Source organism: Paenibacillus sp. BT-177, assembly GCF_025846815.2.
GTDB classification, from domain to species: domain Bacteria; phylum Bacillota; class Bacilli; order Paenibacillales; family Paenibacillaceae; genus Paenibacillus; species Paenibacillus polymyxa_C.
Map to the genome: position 1 here is coordinate 513,708 of NZ_JAOYTP010000001.1, position 18,417 is coordinate 532,124.

General features: G+C 44.4%; 16 protein-coding genes and 1 other annotated feature. Of the genes, 4 read left to right on the forward strand and 12 right to left on the reverse strand.

What is annotated here, in order from left to right; all coding sequences use genetic code 11:
- Positions 1-51: 51 nt before the first annotated feature.
- The 5 genes from OIU26_RS02540 to OIU26_RS02560 form a co-directional block, all read right to left on the reverse strand.
- Positions 52-342, reverse strand: coding sequence for a YlaN family protein (locus OIU26_RS02540; RefSeq protein WP_007431028.1), 291 nt, complete (start codon positions 340-342; stop codon positions 52-54).
- Positions 343-482: 140 nt separating this feature from the next.
- Positions 483-725, reverse strand: coding sequence for an HPr family phosphocarrier protein (locus tag OIU26_RS02545; protein ID WP_013371869.1), 243 nt, complete (start codon positions 723-725; stop codon positions 483-485).
- A 91-nt stretch (positions 726-816) separates the two neighbouring features.
- Complete coding sequence (locus OIU26_RS02550) at positions 817-1,932, reverse strand: aminopeptidase (RefSeq protein WP_013371870.1); 1,116 nt, start codon at positions 1,930-1,932, stop codon at positions 817-819.
- 76 nt (positions 1,933-2,008) lie between these two features.
- Positions 2,009-2,830 carry a hypothetical protein gene (locus tag OIU26_RS02555; RefSeq protein WP_264216256.1) on the reverse strand — a complete coding sequence of 274 codons (822 nt, stop codon included), beginning with the start codon at positions 2,828-2,830 and terminating at the stop codon, positions 2,009-2,011.
- 169 nt (positions 2,831-2,999) lie between these two features.
- A complete protein-coding gene (locus OIU26_RS02560; RefSeq protein WP_264215850.1) occupies positions 3,000-4,985 on the reverse strand; it encodes a sensor domain-containing diguanylate cyclase in 1,986 nt (661 codons plus the stop codon).
- Positions 4,986-5,420: 435 nt separating this feature from the next.
- On the opposite strand from OIU26_RS02560, the gene rpsD reads away from it, so the two are divergent.
- Positions 5,421-6,020, forward strand: coding sequence for a 30S ribosomal protein S4 (gene rpsD / locus OIU26_RS02565; protein ID WP_013371873.1), 600 nt, complete (start codon positions 5,421-5,423; stop codon positions 6,018-6,020).
- A gap of 77 nt (positions 6,021-6,097) precedes the next feature.
- Here the strand turns inward: rpsD and OIU26_RS02570 are convergent, their stop codons facing one another.
- On the reverse strand, positions 6,098-6,964 hold the full coding sequence (locus tag OIU26_RS02570; RefSeq protein ID WP_264215851.1) for an AraC family transcriptional regulator: 867 nt from the start codon (positions 6,962-6,964) through the stop codon (positions 6,098-6,100).
- A gap of 196 nt (positions 6,965-7,160) precedes the next feature.
- The gene (tyrS, locus tag OIU26_RS02575; protein ID WP_264215852.1) at positions 7,161-8,414 is read right to left on the reverse strand and encodes a tyrosine--tRNA ligase; all 1,254 of its coding nucleotides are present in this window, start codon (positions 8,412-8,414) and stop codon (positions 7,161-7,163) included.
- A 65-nt stretch (positions 8,415-8,479) separates the two neighbouring features.
- Positions 8,480-8,745 (reverse strand) — a binding site (T-box leader).
- Positions 8,746-8,880: 135 nt separating this feature from the next.
- Between tyrS and OIU26_RS02580 the strand changes: the two genes are divergently transcribed.
- Positions 8,881-11,904 carry a transglycosylase domain-containing protein gene (locus tag OIU26_RS02580; RefSeq protein ID WP_264215853.1) on the forward strand — a complete coding sequence of 1,008 codons (3,024 nt, stop codon included), beginning with the start codon at positions 8,881-8,883 and terminating at the stop codon, positions 11,902-11,904.
- A gap of 123 nt (positions 11,905-12,027) precedes the next feature.
- On the opposite strand, the gene acsA is transcribed toward OIU26_RS02580, so the two are convergent.
- Positions 12,028-13,743, reverse strand: coding sequence for an acetate--CoA ligase (gene acsA / locus OIU26_RS02585; protein WP_264215854.1), 1,716 nt, complete (start codon positions 13,741-13,743; stop codon positions 12,028-12,030).
- Between the two features lie 245 nt (positions 13,744-13,988).
- On the opposite strand from acsA, the gene OIU26_RS02590 reads away from it, so the two are divergent.
- Positions 13,989-14,621 carry a GNAT family N-acetyltransferase gene (locus OIU26_RS02590; RefSeq protein ID WP_040103396.1) on the forward strand — a complete coding sequence of 211 codons (633 nt, stop codon included), beginning with the start codon at positions 13,989-13,991 and terminating at the stop codon, positions 14,619-14,621.
- A 13-nt stretch (positions 14,622-14,634) separates the two neighbouring features.
- On the opposite strand, the gene OIU26_RS02595 is transcribed toward OIU26_RS02590, so the two are convergent.
- From OIU26_RS02595 to OIU26_RS02610, 4 genes are all read right to left on the reverse strand, one after another.
- The gene (locus tag OIU26_RS02595) at positions 14,635-15,333 is read right to left on the reverse strand and encodes a 5'-methylthioadenosine/adenosylhomocysteine nucleosidase (protein ID WP_013371880.1); all 699 of its coding nucleotides are present in this window, start codon (positions 15,331-15,333) and stop codon (positions 14,635-14,637) included.
- Between the two features lie 114 nt (positions 15,334-15,447).
- Positions 15,448-16,455: a catabolite control protein A gene (gene ccpA, locus OIU26_RS02600; protein WP_013371881.1), complete on the reverse strand. Its 1,008-nt coding sequence runs from the start codon at positions 16,453-16,455 to the stop codon at positions 15,448-15,450.
- A 107-nt stretch (positions 16,456-16,562) separates the two neighbouring features.
- Positions 16,563-16,904, reverse strand: a complete 342-nt coding sequence (ytxJ, locus tag OIU26_RS02605; protein WP_264215855.1) for a bacillithiol system redox-active protein YtxJ — start codon at positions 16,902-16,904, stop codon at positions 16,563-16,565.
- 101 nt (positions 16,905-17,005) lie between these two features.
- Positions 17,006-17,452, reverse strand: a complete 447-nt coding sequence (locus OIU26_RS02610) for a hypothetical protein (protein ID WP_013371883.1) — start codon at positions 17,450-17,452, stop codon at positions 17,006-17,008.
- A gap of 337 nt (positions 17,453-17,789) precedes the next feature.
- Here OIU26_RS02610 and OIU26_RS02615 point away from each other — a divergent pair, with 337 nt between their 5' ends.
- The gene (locus tag OIU26_RS02615; protein ID WP_013371884.1) at positions 17,790-18,326 is read left to right on the forward strand and encodes a type 1 glutamine amidotransferase domain-containing protein; all 537 of its coding nucleotides are present in this window, start codon (positions 17,790-17,792) and stop codon (positions 18,324-18,326) included.
- Positions 18,327-18,417: the final 91 nt, after the last annotated feature.

Consider the following 18,417-nt stretch of genomic DNA (forward strand, 5'->3'; position numbering starts at 1 on the left):
AAAAAAGCATGCTCTCAAACTTCGCATGCTCTCATCAATTCAACCGTCTTCCTAATTAGCCTTATTATTCATGGCCTCATATAGAATAGCCAGATTGCGTTCCAGCTCACTGACCAGCTGTTTACCTACCATTTCCGGAAGAAGTCCGGCGCGAACCGCAAAATCCACTTCCTTGGAAAATCCGTACATCTGAGTATCCAGCACTTCCTCATAGAGAGGGCAATAACGGGTTGCCAGATTCTCCATCTGTACTTCAATAAGCTTCTTTATTTTATCTGCATCTTCCTGAAGCAGATTAATGGCCTTGATATTCAATTGTTCCTGCAAATCAGATGAAGTCATGGATTCTTCCCCCCTATGTCTCAATGTCGCACAAGACGTCCTAACCTTAATATTAGACCAAATTGCAGGCTAATACAAGAACCTGACAAAAAAAGCATCCCTACAGTTACAGGTAGGGATGCTTTTGCTTCCTCAATAAGTTAGGTGGCTACTGAAATGTGCAGCCCGTGCTTCTGGAACACCTCAATAATCGCTTTTTTGGCTTCCTCGGCATCAGGCCCGTGAACATGCAGCTCATAACTGTGACTGCTGACCAAGGTCGTAAACAAGCCCAGTATACTTTTCACATCAATATACTTATTTTCGGAATGAAGGACGATGGAAGAAGTGAATTTGCTCGCCGTCTGTGCAATTTCAACAACCGCCGCATTATTGTTGGACATAGTGAGATCCCTCGCTTTACTGGATTTTCATATATCAATGCTCATTCATTATGATACATTGAAATCGCTTTCTCAGCAAGAACAGATATCGTTATTTCAAGTTTTCAGGATTTAACGGCTCCAGCTCAGGCAGCACAAAAATACCGTCCTTACGGATTAAAACATCATCAAAATAAATTTCACCGCCACCATATTCCGGACGCTGAATCAATACCAAATCCCAATGAATCGAAGAACGGTTACCGTTATCCGCCGTTTCATAAGCTTGACCTGGTGTAAAGTGCAAGCTACCTGCAATCTTCTCGTCAAACAGAATATCCTTCATTGGGTGTAAAATGTGTGGGTTAAACCCGATGGCAAACTCGCCAATATAGCGTGCTCCCTCATCGGAATCGAGAATATCATTTAACCGCTTGGTATCGTTGCTTGTCGCTTCCACGATTTTACCATTTTCAAAACGGAATTTAACATTCTCAAAGGTAATTCCATTATATAGGGTTTGTGCATTATAGCTAATGGTTCCGTTAACTGAATCACGTACAGGCGCGCTATATACTTCGCCATCCGGAATATTGCATTGACCCGAACACTTAATGGCTCCAATTTGCTTGATAGAGAAGCTCAGATCAGTACCTGGACCGCTGATCCGTACTTTGTCTGTCCGGTTCATCAGGTCTGCCAATGCATCTTGAGCCTTGTCCATTTTCGCGTAATCCAGGTTACATACATCGAAATAAAAATCTTCGAATGCTTCAGTGCTAATATTGGCCAGTTGAGCCATGCTGTCATTCGGATAACGCAGCACTACCCATTTTGTGTGTTTCACTCGTTGTTCGCTATGTACCGCATGCTGATAAATGGAATTATACATTTTCATTTTATCTTCCGGTACATCTGACAGATCATTTACATTTTCGCCTGCACGAATTCCGATGTAACAGTGCATTTGTTTCATCCGGTTGAGGTCAATTTCAGCCCAAGTTTCCAGCATTTCCTTTGTCGCATTACGAAGCATAGCGCTCTGCACCTTACGATCTGTAAGCTGAACAAAAACATTTCCGCCTTTTTTACCAACTTCATGAATGATGGCGTTAAGCAAGTCACGCTCTGTACCAATCATTTCAATCAATACATTTTCTCCAGGCTGCACTTCAACAGAGTAACCTACCAGATTTTCCGCCAGCTTAAGTATTCTAGGATCTTTCATGTAGTGTCTCTCCTTCTTTATTTCGCTCTTTTTGAACAACGGTTAATTCAAATTCCATTGTATCATGCCCGCTCCGTTACTTGTAGTCCTCAAAAGCAACTCTGGTTATCAGAGCCTCTTGGTGCAGCTCTTCATTCGCAACCTGTCGGGAAATTCGGCATTCCGATGACAGCTTTAAGGGCAAACCCGTTTGGCGATCTATAGTTAAATGGTACACAGTCCGCACATCGGAGTGCTCCAGCTGGTTGTTCATATCCTCACAACTTTCCTTCCATACTTGGCTTAGCTTTTGTTGCAGCTCTTGGTTCGTTTCTGTTTGCTGCGTTTTTAAAATCCTGATTTGAGGATTTAACGTATTCATTTCTTCCATTAAACGTTCTTTCAACCAACGCTTTGCCGAGGCAGGTTCTGGTTCAATCCTCACCACCCAAGTTCCCCGGGCAGCTCCCTTTTCCATACGAATGCTCTTATTCAGTGTGTTTAATTCCTCAAGCTCCTGAATCGGATTGAAGCGATTTAACATGCCATTTTGAACCATAGAAGTATCCCCAGATGCCAGCGCAATCCATTTTCCATTTTGACGAAGAAACCGTTCATGTGTAACACCAGGCTCGGACTTATCTTCTTTCAGTGCTACATAGTCGCCTTGCTTACGCAAAGCCTCTGCAGATCCCCAGTGCATAATCAGTTCATCGTGATTTTTTAGCTTCCCGCGATATTCAAACTGTTTAGTCGTAGGCAGGCCGTCAGTTCTGATTCTAGTCTGTCCGATAAACGTTATCCTCTCTCTGCCAGCCATTCCTGCAACAGCTCTTCTAAAAATCTGCTCAGGAGTATATTGCCGATCCAGTGCACAACCGCTTAACACACATATAATCAGAAACATACAGCCCCGCATTACCCATTGCTTTCTCCACTGCATACCATCATCCGTCCTATCCTAAACATGACTATAAATCATGATAAAAATTCTGTTTCAGAACATCCAGGTTATAGCTATGCTTAGGATTACCTGTCTACAATCGGTTATGCAAAACAAAAAGAGAACATTCCCTAAGGAATATTCTCTACATATCGCCTACATGATCAATAACTATACGATTACGTCCTTCATTTTTCGCTTCATACAAGGCCATATCAGCCCTATAAAATAAAGATTCGATGCTGATTTGCTCGTCCAGCCAGTTCCATTCGGCAATCCCGCAAGAAACAGTCACCTGAGGATTAGTTTCATGCTGTACACGGCTACGTATTTTTTCTGCATATCCCAGTGCCTGTTGAACCCCCAACTGCGGCAAATAAATGGCAAGCTCCTCTCCGCCCCATCTGGCACATACATCCTCATCACGGGTCGCCGAGCGAACAATATTGCTGACGCTTTTCAGAATTTCGTCACCCGTCTGATGGCCATACGTATCATTCACCTGCTTGAATTGATCAATATCAACCAAAATAAGAGAGCCACAGAAATCCTTTTCCTGATGTTCCTGAATAATTCGGTCTACATAATGACGTACATATAAACCTGTTAACATGTCCATATTAGCCAGACGCCGCACCTCGGCATGTAGCATAGCATTGGTTACGGCCAGTCCGATATGAGGAGCTAGCATTTGCAGCATCTTGTAATTATCGTAAGAAAAAAAATGTGGAAGCTTGCTCGACAATAATATAACCCCTCTAGGAGTCCCCCTGTTCTTCATAGGCACAGCCATCAAAGACTGAGAGTCCGTCGTATCCATAAACCGAGAGGATATCTTCCCATCCTTTCTATAGTCAGACACAATCACGGGTTCTCCTGTTTTGCATATCAGTCCAGCAAATCCACCTTCACGAGGGTAACTCTCCAGCTTTAAACTATCCACATTGCTTGACATCACCCTAAAACAACTTCCATCCTGATCCAGCTGCACAATACAACAAAAGTCGGCAATGAACATTTTTAATAATTCCTGCACGGCAAACTCAAATATTTCATTTAATTTCAGGCTCTGATTCAAACGCTGAACCAACTCATTAATGAGCCGTAATTCATGGATAAGTACATTCGATTGCTCCAGCAGCTTCGCATTTTCAAATGCGGTGCCAGCTGTATCTGCCATCATCGCAATCAGCTCTACGTCCACTTTTTCCATACTATCCGCACCTGCCGGAAGAATCATATGGAAAACACCATATACGCCCTGTTTGCCACGTAACGGGATACCGATTTCAGTTATTTCATCTTGTGGACTGGCAGGCTCATTCACAGCCATTTGCCCTTTCATAAATGCACGGACACATACATCCTCGTCCCGTTCATGTAGCAACAAAGGCTTGACCTGATGATTTCGACTGTGCCGATCCTGACTCATATACAACGTGATATCCACATGGGGAAACAAATAGGCGATACTTCCAAATACTTCATCCAGCACGCCTTCTACATCAATCTTGTCATGCATCCGTTTTACAATCTGAAATAAAATAGAGCGGCGTCTGCCTTCACGTTCACTCCGATTCTGCATCCCTAGGATATCTTCCATAAATATATACTCAAACTTCGAGTAAAAGCAGGATCTAAAATGCAAAGAAGCCACTAACAATGCGTCCTGATTCGAGACAAAATGTTGAGCAGGCCGTGTAAAACGAAGAGCGGCGAAAGGCTCTCTCTTGTAATTGCGGCATAGTATGGGAACCATGTATACAAATGCAAGGCTCCCATCTCGAAGTTTACGCTGGCTCACTTCCATCTCTCTAGATATGCAACAACGCTCGACCAACTCTAAATCCTCGTCATCATCCTCTTCCCTACCAGCAACCCGAACACCTGTAAAATTAAAGACAGCAGTATACTCTTCACTGATCCAGGATATACCATTGCTCTGCTGTAACCAATTCCGATATCCTTGGACGAGAAGCTGATTAATATAGGGGTAATCATAGGGTGTCATATCCATGTTCTGGAGCCAGGCAAAAGACGTATATCCTTTATCATCAAACAGCGGAGCACCGCTAGCCTGCACTGTTTTACTGTCAAGCGTTTGCTGATCCGTTGTTGAAAATTCCGACATATTAAGGCGCTCCTTCACAGCAAAATTAGCTGTACCAAGACAGCGGCTATACACCACTATAGCTCATAATATGATCTATTTTACTCTCAACTTTAGAAATTTGCATCCATTTTCCAGAAATTCGTCCCACCTTTTTAGTTCTTAAGCCCTATCGACAAATTTTGACGTTTTCATTCTTTTTCTCTACTTGACATTGACCCACTATACCATATAATATATATTATTGAAAAAGACTGTACGGCAGAACTATCTACTGTGCGGATCTTAAATTTTGGGCGTAACAGTTTGTGTCACCCTCATCTTATTTGTTGCTGACAGGACAGCGGCTGAACTTTTCTGTCAGTAGTGCGTCTCACCTTCTAGGTAGCGCCGAACAAATTGGAGCGCAAAGAGAGCCCCAACTCAAATTTTAATTATGAAGGAGTTAACTCTATAATGGCACGTTACACTGGTCCTAAATTTAAATTGAGCCGTCGTCTCGGTATTTCCCTGAGCGGCACAGGTAAAGAATTGAAACGCCCTTTCCCTCCGGGACAACATGGTGCAAACCAACGGAGAAAAATCAGTAACTACGGTATGCAGCTTCAAGAAAAACAAAAGCTGCGCCACATGTACGGTTTGGGTGAAAAACAATTCCGTACCCTGTTCAACAAAGCTCAACACATGCACGGTATCGCTGGTGAAAACTTTATGTTCTTGCTGGAAAGCCGCCTGGACAACCTTGTATTCCGTCTTGGCTTTGCTAATTCCCGTGCAGGCGCACGTCAATTGGTAGCTCATGGTCACGTTACTGTGAACGGCAAAAAAGTTGACATCGCTTCTTACCAAGTAAGCCCTGGCGACGTGATCGGTCTTCGTGAAAGAAGTCGTTCCCTGTCTTCCATCAAAGAAGCTTTGGAAAACCGTAACCACTTGGTAGCTTACCTGGAGTACAATGACGCAGCTCTGGAAGGTAAATACATTCGTTTGCCTGAGCGTGCTGAATTGTCCCAAGATATCGATGAAAAACAAATCGTCGAGTTCTACAACCGCTAATCCTTGCATTAGCACCAAAAAGCACCCGAATTCATTCGGGTGCTTTTTATATTCCCCACATATTAAGCCTGAGATTTTTATTCAATGGGGATGTACACTTTCATATTCAAATGATCAGGATAGGAATTCATCACGTCTGTAATTTCAAAATCAGGCCCCTCCCTCCGTTCAAAATTAGAATTAGGAAGCCATGTGCCATAGATAAAATCTCGTATATTCTGAACTCGTCCTTTTGAACCTGAAGCGTCAAACTCAGCATACTTGCCTGCTGGAATCTCCATATATATGAAACCCTCTGCCAGTTCTTTTGACTCTTTTTCAACTTCCTCACCGACCACAAATGAAAATGCACCGTTATCTTCAAATCGACAGGCAATCCCATATGACATTCCCGGAGCGATTTTATTCGGAATACACATAAAATATTCATGTGCGCCAAAGTGTTCATAAAATCCTGGGATTTCTTTATAGTGCTGCTCATTATTCAGATTTGTTTTATATTCATATCCTACAATTTTGGTCGTTTCGAGTTGCAATATTACAGGCTTGTTCATCTCTAATTCCTCCGTTGCGTTTTTTTGGTAATCCAAAAAATTGATTTTGCTTTGACCAGAAAGCTCAATGTCACAGTTACGATATTTCCCAGGGGTGATCCCAAAACTTTTTTCAAAAGCACGAGTAAAAGCTTCTTGCGAGTTGTACTGATACTCAATAGCAATGTCCAATACCTTTTGATTGGATTGCTTTAGCCGTTTAGCCGCCTCGGACAATCTTCTCCTTCTTATATATTGTTGCACTGTAAAACCCGAAATGGCCTGAAAAACCCGCTGGAAATGAAAAGCTGAAAAGTATGCCTGTGAAGCAACCTCGGCAATTTTTAAATCCTCCCGGAGATTCAATTCAATAAACTCAATCGCACACTGAATTCGTTTAAAGTAGTCCATATAATCCTTCCCCGCACTTGTAATTTATCTAGCCTACATCCACATTGGGTAACCCACATATTCATTATGTATAACTCTTTACCTACTTGTTTGATTATTTGTGCTAAGTTTACCACGGCTTTTCACTTGGCAGAAATAAAAAAAGCAGCACTGAGATGTAAAATTAATCTCAACGCTGCTAGTGAATGTATTTTAATTATCCAAGCTTGATTTTAGCAAATTTCCGTTTACCCACCTGTACAATGTCGCCTTCTTGCGGCTTGTATGCTTCGTTCACATCGGTCCACTTCTCTTCATTAATTTTAACCGAACCCTGCTGAATACTACGCTTGGCCTCACCGTTAGATGCTGCAAAGCCTAGATGAGTCAGCAACTGTATCACACGAATGCCGCCTCCTTCTAGCTGATCTGCTGTCAAGGTGAATTCTTCAATATCATCAGGAAGCGCACGTTGTTGGAATACGGTCACAAAATGCTGCTTGGCTGCTTCCGCCGCTTCTTCACCGTGGTACATGCGGACTAATGTTCCTGCCAGTTTCATTTTGGCATCACGTGGATGCACAGAACCCTCTTTAACACCTTTCGCCAGCTCTGCCAGCTCCTCATTGGTAATATCCGTTGCAAGCTCAAAATATTTCAGCATCAACTCGTCAGGAACGGACATCGATTTACCGTAAATTTCGTTTGGCTCCTCATCCACACCAATATAGTTCCCCAAACTTTTGCTCATCTTCTGAACGCCATCAAGCCCCTCAAGCAGTGGCAATGTAATAGTTGCCTGCGGCTCTACTCCGTATTCCTTTTGCAGGGTTCTGCCCATCAGCAGATTAAACTTTTGATCTGTCCCTCCCAATTCTATATCGCTTTGGAGAGCCACGGAGTCCATGCCCTGCATCAGCGGGTAAAAGAACTCATGGATGCTGATCGGCAAGCCGTTTTGGTATCTTTTTGTAAAATCATCCCGCTCCAACATACGGGCAACCGTTACTTTGGCAGACAGGGTTACCACATCCGCAAAAGACATCGGTCCTAACCATTCGGAATTGTAGTATACCTTTGTCTTTTCAGGATCGAGAATCTTAAAGATTTGTTCCTTGTATGTTTGTGCATTGCGCTGTACATCTTCCTCAGTCAGTTGCTTGCGGGTCTCCGATTTACCTGTCGGATCACCAATTCTGCCTGTAAAATCTCCGATAATCAGTTGCACTTGGTGCCCTAATTCCTGAAACTGGCGCAGTTTGTGCATAACAACCGTATGTCCGATGTGAATGTCGGGCGCAGACGGATCCAAGCCCAGCTTAATTTTGAGTGGCTCGCCGCTAACAACCGATTTAATAACCTTACGCCTCAGCTCATCTTCAGGTACAATTTCCGCTACTCCACGACGTATCACTTCTAGTTGTCGTTCTACCTCTGCCTGTTGCTCAGGCTTCAATTCTTCCCACTTCATCCTGAATCCCTCCTATTTTTCATCCAAAAATTACTATTTAAACAAACCAAAAAGCCCCTTTCATCCCAAGGGACGAGAAGGAGCTGCTCGCGTTACCACCCTAATTAAAGAAACGTATGCAAAAACAAACGTTTCTTTCACTTCATTCCTATAACGGGTCTACACCCGGTACCGGATTACTATGGGAGCTTCGCAAACCTGCAAAAGCCTTCCATTCATCCAGACAGCTCCAGACGGTAATTCAAAGGAGGGACGCTACCGATTCACACCACCCATCGGCTCTCTGCACAACGTGATTCCGCCTTCTACTGAAGTCTTTCTCTGCTTTTCACGATATTTACTTTGACCTATTTATAACACACTGTTTTTATGTAGTCAACGACACCAAAAGACAGGCTTTTTAGCATATGGGTTCATTTTGTAATTTTATGCTATAATAATGGCTGTTATAAAGGAGGAAGACTTAATGGTTGAAGAAAAAAACAATGTATCAGAGCCAAAGCCTTCCCGCTTACGGAGAACCATGCGAAGGCTCGGCCGTGTCATAAAGTGGGTCGTCATCATCGGTTTTATGGGAGCACTATTCGCAGGAGGAACCGCCGCCGGCTATATTGCTTCTATTGTAAAAAACGAGCCCGTGCGTTCCAGATCTACGATTCTACAGGAAGTAGATAAAAATGCAATTACAGGCTTCGCTTATTTCAATGATGGCTCTCCCATCGGGCAGCTTCGGACCGAGGAAGATCGAAGACCTGTTACATTTAAGGAGATTCCTCAGCTCGTCATTGACGCAGTCATTGCCATTGAAGATAACCATTTTTACGAGCATAAAGGTGTCGATTTGTCGGGAACGCTGCGTGCTGTGAAGCAAAAGGCACTACATGAATCCGTACAAACTGGAGGGAGTACTCTTACCCAGCAGCTTGCACGTCGTGTCTTTTTAAATCTTGATCGTACGGATGACCGCAAGGTCAAAGAAATTTTGCTATCTCTGCGCCTTGAGCGCTTCCTGAGCAAGCAGCAAATAATTACAGCCTATCTCAATAAGGTACCTTTCGGTAACGGATCAAGCGGTTACAACGTCTTTGGTATTAAAGCAGCGGCCAAAGGTATTTTTAATGAGAATGATTTGGGCAAGCTTAATGTAGCCCAAGCTGCCTATCTGGCAGGTTTGCCACAACTCCCTTCTTCTTATTCTGCTTACAACGGTAAAGGCGAATTTAATGAAGCTGGTTTTAAAAGAGCGATCAACCGCCAGCACCTGGTGCTCAGCCGAATGCTGGAGGAGAACAAAATCAATAAAGCACAATATGATGAAGCGATGGCTTTTGATATTAAAAAATCTCTCGCACCACGCACTGTTAAGGCTTATAACACCTATCCATATCTTATGATGGAAACAGAGCGGCAAGCTGCGCAGGCACTCATGTCTGTCACCAATCCGAGTCAAGCGGCTAATGCCAGTGCAGATACCAAAACCAAGGATGATAACGACTTGCTCAAAGAAGCCGAACAGCAGCTTCGCACAGGCGGCTATATGGTATATACCACCATTGATAAGAGCGTGTACAAATCTATGCGTCAAATTGCAGAAAATAAGGACAACTTTTCTGCTACTAGCAAAACCAAAGGTGACGAGCAAGCGGCAGCCATTCTGATTCAGCATAAAACCGGTGCCATTCTCGGCATGATGGAAGGTCGGGACTTCCAAAAAGAGCAAATGAACTATGCTACCCAGATGGTACGCCAGCCGGGTTCAGCCATGAAACCGATTGCTGCTTACCTGCCTGCTTTGGATAGCGGTCTCGTACAGCCTGGCACGATTGTGGATGATGCTCCTATTATTTTGAAGGATGGCAGTAATGGATATCACATCCCGAAAAATTCCAACAACCGCTACCAAGGATTGGTCACAGCGCGTTATGCACTGAATCAATCGCTAAATACGATAGCACTCAAGCTGTTTAACGAAAAGGTAGGGATCAATAAAGCTTGGGCTTTTGCTAAAAAACTGGGTATCACCACCTTGGAACCAAGCGATAACAACGCCCAAACCGGTGTACTCGGTGGCTTGGCCCACGGGGTAACCGTTGAGGAGCTCACCAATGCATATGGAGCCATCCCAAATGGCGGTGTGTTTAATGATGCCTACATGATCGAAAAGATCGTGGATTCGCAAGGCAATATTGTATACAAGCATCAGCCTAATCCTGTGCAAGCCTTCACACCACAAACCGCCTACCTGATGACGGATATGTTACGTACAGCCGTATCGGAAGGCACAGGCAAACTGGTGAAACGTAACTTTAATCAATCCGGCAAGATTCCGATTGCCGGTAAGACAGGCACTACGCAATCCTACACCGATGTGTGGTTCGAGGGCTTTACACCTGACGTCACGCTGGGAGTGTGGGTTGGTTACAAGCAACCTGTCAATAAGCTTGAAACGAAAGCACAAAAAGAGCGGGCTCGTCGTCTATGGGCTCTAATCATGAATGAAGTAACGGCTAAAGATTCTCAGTTATTCCAAACGGATAGTTTCGAGAGACCTGACGGTATTGTAAGCCGGACAGCATCCGCTTATGGTTCAGACATTTATAACAGTAAATATTTACCCAAAAACAGTGAAAATGGCGTTACCCGTGCGAAATATATTACCTATCAGGGTGTAAATTACATTCCACGTGATGGTACGCCAGATGATATGTTGTATGAACGGACCGTTAGAAAACGGGAAAAGCCAATCTCAGAATTGATTAAAGAGCTTCAGCAAGCCTTTACAGTGATGAGACGGCACAATTCGTTGTCCTACTATCTGCCTCAAGATGCAGATAAAGAAGCTCCTACTCAGATTGATCCACGCAGGGACGATGGGGCAGCTCCTAACGCTCCAACTAGCGTCAGCGTAAGCTATAGTGACGGCAAGGCCATAATTAGCTTTAGCCCAAGCGGAAACAGTGATGTTGTAGGTTACCGTCTATATCGTTCTACAGATGGAGGCAGCTTCCAACGGCTTGGCAAGGTTGTCATGGCTGATGGCTCCAAGGTATTCTCTGACAGCCCTGATGGAGGCAGTGCAAGTTACTATGTGACTGCCGTTGATGTGGGAGGACATGAATCTGGGCCAAGTACCAAAGCAAGTACAGTGCCTGTAGTGCCACCTGCAGATTCTGAGTCACCAGATATTCCGGGCGAGGGAGATGGAACAGGTGCGCAGCCTACAGAAGTTCCTACTGCTCCTGGACAGCCCCAAGCTAAAGCGGCAGGCACGTCCGTAGTGCTCCAATGGAGTGCAGGAAAGCCTGCGGACGCTATAACAGGCTATAACGTATATTACAGTGAAAGCGGTGCGGAGCCTTTTAAAAACATAGGCTCTACCGCAAACACCAACTTTGAGTATAAACCAGGCCGCAAGCCCAAAGGCTGGTTCCGTGTTACTTCCATGAATACCATGGGGGAATCGGCTCCTTCTGGAGCCGTTCGTCCATAGTTCAAGACAAAAACAAGAAGCAATAGTTTGGGTGAGATGAATGAGTTCACCCTAATAAAAAAGGGAGTCTTCATAGCTATAATGGCTATGGAGACTCCCTTTTTAGTGCAAACATGCATCAATTCAATCCTCAATGGTAGACAGGTCACCTGTAGGAAGGTTAAGCTCCCAGGCTTTCAGCACACGTCTCATAATTTTGCCGGAACGGGTTTTGGGTAACTTTTCCTTAAATTCAATTTCACGCGGAGCAGCATGAGCAGACAGCCCTTCCTTGACGAAGCGGTAAATGTCCTGTTGTAACGCTTCCGACGCGGTATAGCCATCACGCAGGGCGACAAATGCTTTAATGATCTCTCCTCGAACAGTATCTGGTTTCCCAATGACTCCAGCTTCCGCTACAGCAGGATGCTCCAGAAGCTTGCTCTCCACCTCAAAAGGTCCGATGCGCTCTCCGGAGGAGTTAATAACATCATCAATTCTTCCCTGAAACCAGAAATATCCGTCCTCATCCATGTAAGCTGAATCACCGGATACATACCAACCGGGAAAGCGGAAATATTCCTGAAACTTATTTGGGTTGTTCCATATACGGTTCATCATGGATGGCCATGGTGTACGAATCGCCAAATGTCCCATCCTATTAGGAGGCAACACCTGGCCTCTGTCGTCCAAAATAGCAGCTTGAATACCTGGAAGTGGCTTTCCCATCGAACCTGGCTTAATCGGCAGCTCTGGGTAATTACAGATCAACTGTCCTCCTGTTTCCGTCATCCACCAAGTATCATGAATACGCTGTGTGTATACTTGCCACCCCCATCTCACTACCTCGGGATTCAGTGGCTCCCCAACGGATAATACATGCCGCAAGCTGCTGAGATCATAGTTGGAAACTACCTGCTCCCCTGCGCTCATCAACATCCGAAACGCCGTAGGAGCACTATACCAAATAGTCACTTCGTGACGTTCAATCGTACGGTACCAGTCCTCTGGGCTGAAACGGCCTCCACGGATGACATTTGTTGCTCCATTTAGCCAAGGAGCAAAAATGCCATATGACGTTCCCGTAACCCAGCCAGGGTCCGCAGTACACCAATATACATCATCTTCCCGCAGATCCAGCACCGTTTTACCCGTATAGTAATGCTGAATCATTGCATTTTGTACATGATACACGCCTTTGGGCTTGCCCGTTGAGCCTGATGTATAGTGAATAATTAATCCATCTTCACGACTCAGCCATTCGGGCTCAAGCTCTTCTGAGGATGTGAGCATTTCCGTTTCGAAATCAATAATTCCCTGCTCCCGTTCGTCCATATCACCGACCACAAAAATATGACGCAATGCAGGAAGCTCCTCACGTTTTACCCGTGAAAGAAGCGCAGGTGTGGTTACTAATGCCACCGCCCCGCTATCCTCCAAGCGATCTTTAACCGCCGTTTCCATAAACGCCTCAAACAGTGGACCGACAACAGCGCCTACCTTTAAAACCCCAAGCATACTAATGACCAGTTCAGGTGAACGCGGCATGAATATAAACACCCGTTCCCCTTTACCAATACCGTATTTGCGCAGCACATTTCCGAACCTGTTCGAGCTGGCACGGAGCTGAGAAAAGGTGTAGGTTTCATGACGGTTTGCATCACAATACAAAAGTGCTGCTTTATCCCCCCGACCTTCCTCTACATGTCGATCAATCGCTTCATGTGCCATATTCACTTTGCCTGTTTCATACCACGTAAAATGACGTTCTACATCTTCCCACTGAAAGTTGTTGTAAGCTTGTTCATAAGAGCCCATGTTGGATGTGGGAACTACAGCCTGGAGTTCTTCAATCTTCATGCGTTCAGCCTCCTCACAATGGAATAATGAGAATTACACAGAACAAAATAACGCTTACAAAATTAATGGTGCAAATTATTTCTTTTGATTTGTGGTTTGATTTAAAGCCTTAATTGTGAACAATTCGTGTCTAAATCAGTATATCATAGGTAAGGATGTGACGACCATCCTTTTCATTTATTTGTTTTTTTGTTATAAGTAGGGGATATGAAGAGCTACTGATGGCAAACAAGGAGGTCGCACCCATGCAGCATTTAAAATTGTACCACTTGGACACGCTGGATCACAACGGACAAACCATCCATGTAGAAGGACCGGTATCCGCTGATCGATTGCGTTCATTTCAAATGCATACGCAATTGGACGCCTTTCGTAAACCAAAGGAGCAATTCGAGGCGCTGGTGGAAATTTCAGAACTGCCAGAAGGCAGAATTATCATTGCCCATGACGGAGAAACCCTTCTGGGATACGTTACTTTTCACTATCCAGATGAGATGGAACGCTGGTCGGAAGCTGGCATGAAGAATTTACTGGAACTCGGAGCTGTCGAGGTAGCCGATGACTATCGCGGATTGGGCCTAGGTAGCCGAATGATTCGGATTGCCTTTGAAGACGGACAGCTCGAATCCTATATTATTTTTACAACCGAATATTACTGGCACTGGGATTTAAAAGGCAGCGGTCTTTCCGTATGGGAATACCGCCGCATGATGGAACGCCTAATGAAAACCGTAAATATGGTATGGTACGCCACGGATGATCCTGAAATATGCTCACATCCTGCGAACTGTCTGATGGTACGAATGGGAGATGATGTACCCCTCGAATCACGAGAACAGTTTGACCGCATCCGGTTTGTCCGAAGATTCATGTATTAAAAAAATTACACCCTTAATCCAAATGCTTGAGCATGAACTCCACAATACGGTGTGAACGATGTGAAGCTTCCACTGTAAACTCAGCATAATTCACGTGAGCCGATCCATCAGCCTTATCTGACATAGATCGTAGGACAACATAAGGCACAGCATTCATATGAGCTGTCTGAGCCACTGCGGCGCCTTCCATCTCGGTACAAGCACCGTCCATTTCTTGATGCAATGCTGTTACTATCTCACGGCTTGCGACAAATTGATCGCCGGAAAGTACTTTTCCGACAATATATCGATCTCCAAACGATTTGCAGGCTTGTTCAGCCAGACGGACAAGTTCGGGATCGGCCGCGAACTCTGAGGTGTCCTGATAAGGAATGACCCCTCTGGCATAACCCAAAGGCGTTACATCCATGTCATGCTGCATACATGTTGATGAAATGACAATATCCCCAATGTTTAAATCCGGGTGTACCGCCCCTGCCACTCCCGTGAATATAATTTGTTCTACGCCAAAATGATCAATCAGGATTTGTGTTGTTACCGCAGCATTGACTTTGCCCACACCGGACTTGCAGACAACCACCCTTTGTCCGTGAATCATTCCTGTAGTGTATGTGATTCCCGCCTTGGTCGTCTTACTTGCTTCCGTCATCGCCGAGAGCAGCAATTCAATTTCTTCATCCATAGCACCCATTAATCCATAAAGTCGGCTCATTACGCATCCCTCGTTTCTTAGTTTGATGATGATTTCACAAGAGAATATGTATCTACGAAAAAAGCTCCGTCAAAGGAGCTTTCATCGAAGGTATATCCTAATTCAGCACTGCCGCTAGTCTAAATAATTAACTGATAACCGTAAAATAGTTTCGTGCGGCAAAATAACGCGAGAGTTCTCCACGTTTTCCTTCTTCATCAGCTTGGTTAGCAAACGCATTGCCACCGCACCCAAATCGTACATCGGTTGTGCGACGGTTGTCAGCTGAGGACGAACCATGGAGGCCATGCGAATATTGTCAACACTGATGACCGAAAAATCATCAGGTACTTTCAATCCCTCATCCTGAATGCTATGAATCGCACCAATTGCCATTTCATCTGTAGCGGCAAAAATAGCACTTGGTTTCTTCTTCAGACCGAGGAAGTATTTCATGGCTTCAACACCGGATTCATAGCGGTAATTCCCGATTCGCACGAGATCTTCCTGATAATCAATTCCGGCTGTTTCCAATGCTCTCTTGTAACCTTGGAAACGTGCATAACCATTTGCAGGGTCTTGAAGCGTACCACTGATCATTGCGATTTGACGGTGTCCATGGCGGATCAATGTGTTAACCGCATCGAAAGCAGCGGCTTCATGGTCAATATCGACCGAAGGATAGCTACCTTTTTCATCACTCGTTGCACATAGAACAATAGGGACAGCAGCTGTGTGGAACGCTTGAATATGCTCGTCCGTTACTGTGCCGCCCATGAACAGAAGCCCGTCGACTTGCTTTTCAAGTAACGTATTGATAACACGGATCTCTTTTTCTTTCCGTTTGTCGGCATTACATAAAATGATGTTATAGTGATACATATTTGCAATATCCTCAATACCGCGCGCAATTTCTGCAAAAATTGAGTTCGATATATCCGGAATAACAACGCCAACAGTCGTTGTCTTCTTGCTGGCCAGACCTCTAGCTACCGCATTTGGGCGATATCCCAATTGTTCAATCGCTTCGTACACCTTCTTGCGAGTTTGAGGTTTTACATTAGGATTATTGTTAACTACGCGGGACACCGTCGCCATTGAGACCCCAGCTTCGCGAGCTACATCATAGATCGTTACCGTCACATTCCTTCTCTCCATTGCCAATAAATTTTCAACCGAATCCTAGATCAACTAATTAGAACCATGATACGACAAAATACTACTTTATGCAACGACAGCACTCATTCTATCTATGTGAGATGATCGTGGAGCGCACGGACTGTAATATTCGAATGGGATGTATGCCAGACAGCCTCCCCGTCCTTGACTAAAATGGCTTGCGGCGATTCATGTTTCACCTGAAGCTTGTCCGAAGCCGCATTGGACACCGGCCGATCTTCTACTACGTAAATGATACCGTATTCAATATTTTCGTCGGGAACACCTTCCAAATAAGACTCCACTTCCTGGTATGCGCCTGCACTTATCGGACAACGTGTGCTGTGCTTAAAGAGGAGTAACGGTTTGTCTGATGACGCTTCCAGAGCCGTATTTAATTGTTGAATAGTAGTCATTTTCGTCATCGTCGCCATTGGATATACATTCCTTTCTGTGTCTTGTCGTATGGCCTATTCTCATCGTAACAAAAAGAACATGTAAAATCCAATGGTGACCATGAAAATTTTCATATTTTTTAGTTTTTTGTATTCGTGAACACCGATTTACTGGTAAAACCGGATAATTGAACCAATCTTTTCTCTACATCATTCATCCAGTCTTCATCTCCTAGGCTTCTCGCATAGCGATAAAGATCCAGCAAGAGATTAATTCGAAGCTCCATTCGCTCCTCCAAAGCAGATTGCCAATCGACATTGGGATTGTCCGCTTCCTCCAGTACAAGCTTGCGAATAATTTCTGCCAGTTCATTGTTGCGAGCAAAAGATATTCGCCGGGGCGCAGGTTTGCTCCCTAGACTTTGTAAAAGTTCCTTAATGTCCTTCGTCACATGTTGCAGAACCTCACTGGAAAAGCATGACGGGCATGAAAATACAGGAACATGCAAAATTTCAACCTTACTCGCATATATTACCTTTCGCAATTCCAGTCCCATCGGTTCACCGCATTGGCATTGCTTTTGCACTTTTACCACCTCATTACATAGGATCAAACTATATAAGGATCTCTTCAGCATCCAGATATATCTATCTACTAGTCTATAAAATATTTGTTAACTCTATAAAATCTATCATACCTTTTTTTATTTCGACTTTGGGGTCTCAAATCCTTCCACAGATTGCAGCAATGAACAAATTACCAAGGCATTAGAGGGTCAAAAAATGACGGCGATTGTTGTAAAAGAGCGACTCCTAACCTGAGAATCTGCGAAGGAATGGACTTCGGGCTTACTTTTTCTTAAGATGTAAAAGTACAGATTACAAAACAAAGGTGTCATATGTGACCCATGAAAGGATGGTTAGATGTCAAGACTTACCGGAAAAAAGGTCATTGCCCTCGTAGATGAGGAATTCGAGGATCTGGAATTATGGTACCCGGTGTATCGTGTTCGTGAAGAAGGCGCAGAGGTACATTTAGCCGGTGCTGAAAAGGGGAAAAAATATATTGGAAAATACGGCGTACCTGCTGAAGCAGAATATGCCTTTGAAGAACTCAATAGTAGCGATTATGACGGTATTCTTGTCCCAGGTGGTTGGGCGCCCGATAAACTGCGCCGCTACCCCAAGGTTATTCAACTTGTACAGGAGTTTCATGCCGCACATAAACCCATCGGACAAATCTGTCATGCAGGCTGGGTACTGATTTCTGCTAAAATATTGGATGGTGTCACAGTCACCTCCACGCCAGGTATCCGTGATGATATGGAAAATGCAGGAGCAATCTGGAAGGATGAAGCTGTTGTGACAGACGGACACATTGTATCCGCTCGTCGACCGCCCGATCTTCCACCTTACGGAAAAGCGTTCTGCGATGTATTAGCTAATAGCGCTCGGAAATAAGATATGTAGTCCGCACATTCAGGACTTGAGTAACCTTATCTATGGCTATATCGAAAAAGCACCTTCAAAACCACTTTATTCATGGTTTTGA

Excerpts from the sequence above, each read along its gene's own strand:
- OIU26_RS02540 (WP_007431028.1), bottom strand. The coding sequence starts at position 342 with ATGACTTCATCTGATTTGCAGGAACAATTGAATATCAAGGCCATTAAT.
- OIU26_RS02545 (WP_013371869.1), bottom strand. The coding sequence starts at position 725 with ATGTCCAACAATAATGCGGCGGTTGTTGAAATTGCACAGACGGCGAGC.
- OIU26_RS02550 (WP_013371870.1), bottom strand. The coding sequence starts at position 1,932 with ATGAAAGATCCTAGAATACTTAAGCTGGCGGAAAATCTGGTAGGTTAC.
- OIU26_RS02555 (WP_264216256.1), bottom strand. The coding sequence starts at position 2,830 with ATGCGGGGCTGTATGTTTCTGATTATATGTGTGTTAAGCGGTTGTGCA.
- OIU26_RS02560 (WP_264215850.1), bottom strand. The coding sequence starts at position 4,985 with ATGTCGGAATTTTCAACAACGGATCAGCAAACGCTTGACAGTAAAACA.
- rpsD (WP_013371873.1), top strand. The coding sequence starts at position 5,421 with ATGGCACGTTACACTGGTCCTAAATTTAAATTGAGCCGTCGTCTCGGT.
- OIU26_RS02570 (WP_264215851.1), bottom strand. The coding sequence starts at position 6,964 with ATGGACTACTTTAAACGAATTCAGTGTGCGATTGAGTTTATTGAATTG.
- tyrS (WP_264215852.1), bottom strand. The coding sequence starts at position 8,414 with ATGAAGTGGGAAGAATTGAAGCCTGAGCAACAGGCAGAGGTAGAACGA.
- OIU26_RS02580 (WP_264215853.1), top strand. The coding sequence starts at position 8,881 with ATGGTTGAAGAAAAAAACAATGTATCAGAGCCAAAGCCTTCCCGCTTA.
- acsA (WP_264215854.1), bottom strand. The coding sequence starts at position 13,743 with ATGAAGATTGAAGAACTCCAGGCTGTAGTTCCCACATCCAACATGGGC.
- OIU26_RS02590 (WP_040103396.1), top strand. The coding sequence starts at position 13,989 with ATGCAGCATTTAAAATTGTACCACTTGGACACGCTGGATCACAACGGA.
- OIU26_RS02595 (WP_013371880.1), bottom strand. The coding sequence starts at position 15,333 with ATGAGCCGACTTTATGGATTAATGGGTGCTATGGATGAAGAAATTGAA.
- ytxJ (WP_264215855.1), bottom strand. The coding sequence starts at position 16,904 with ATGGCGACGATGACGAAAATGACTACTATTCAACAATTAAATACGGCT.
- OIU26_RS02615 (WP_013371884.1), top strand. The coding sequence starts at position 17,790 with ATGTCAAGACTTACCGGAAAAAAGGTCATTGCCCTCGTAGATGAGGAA.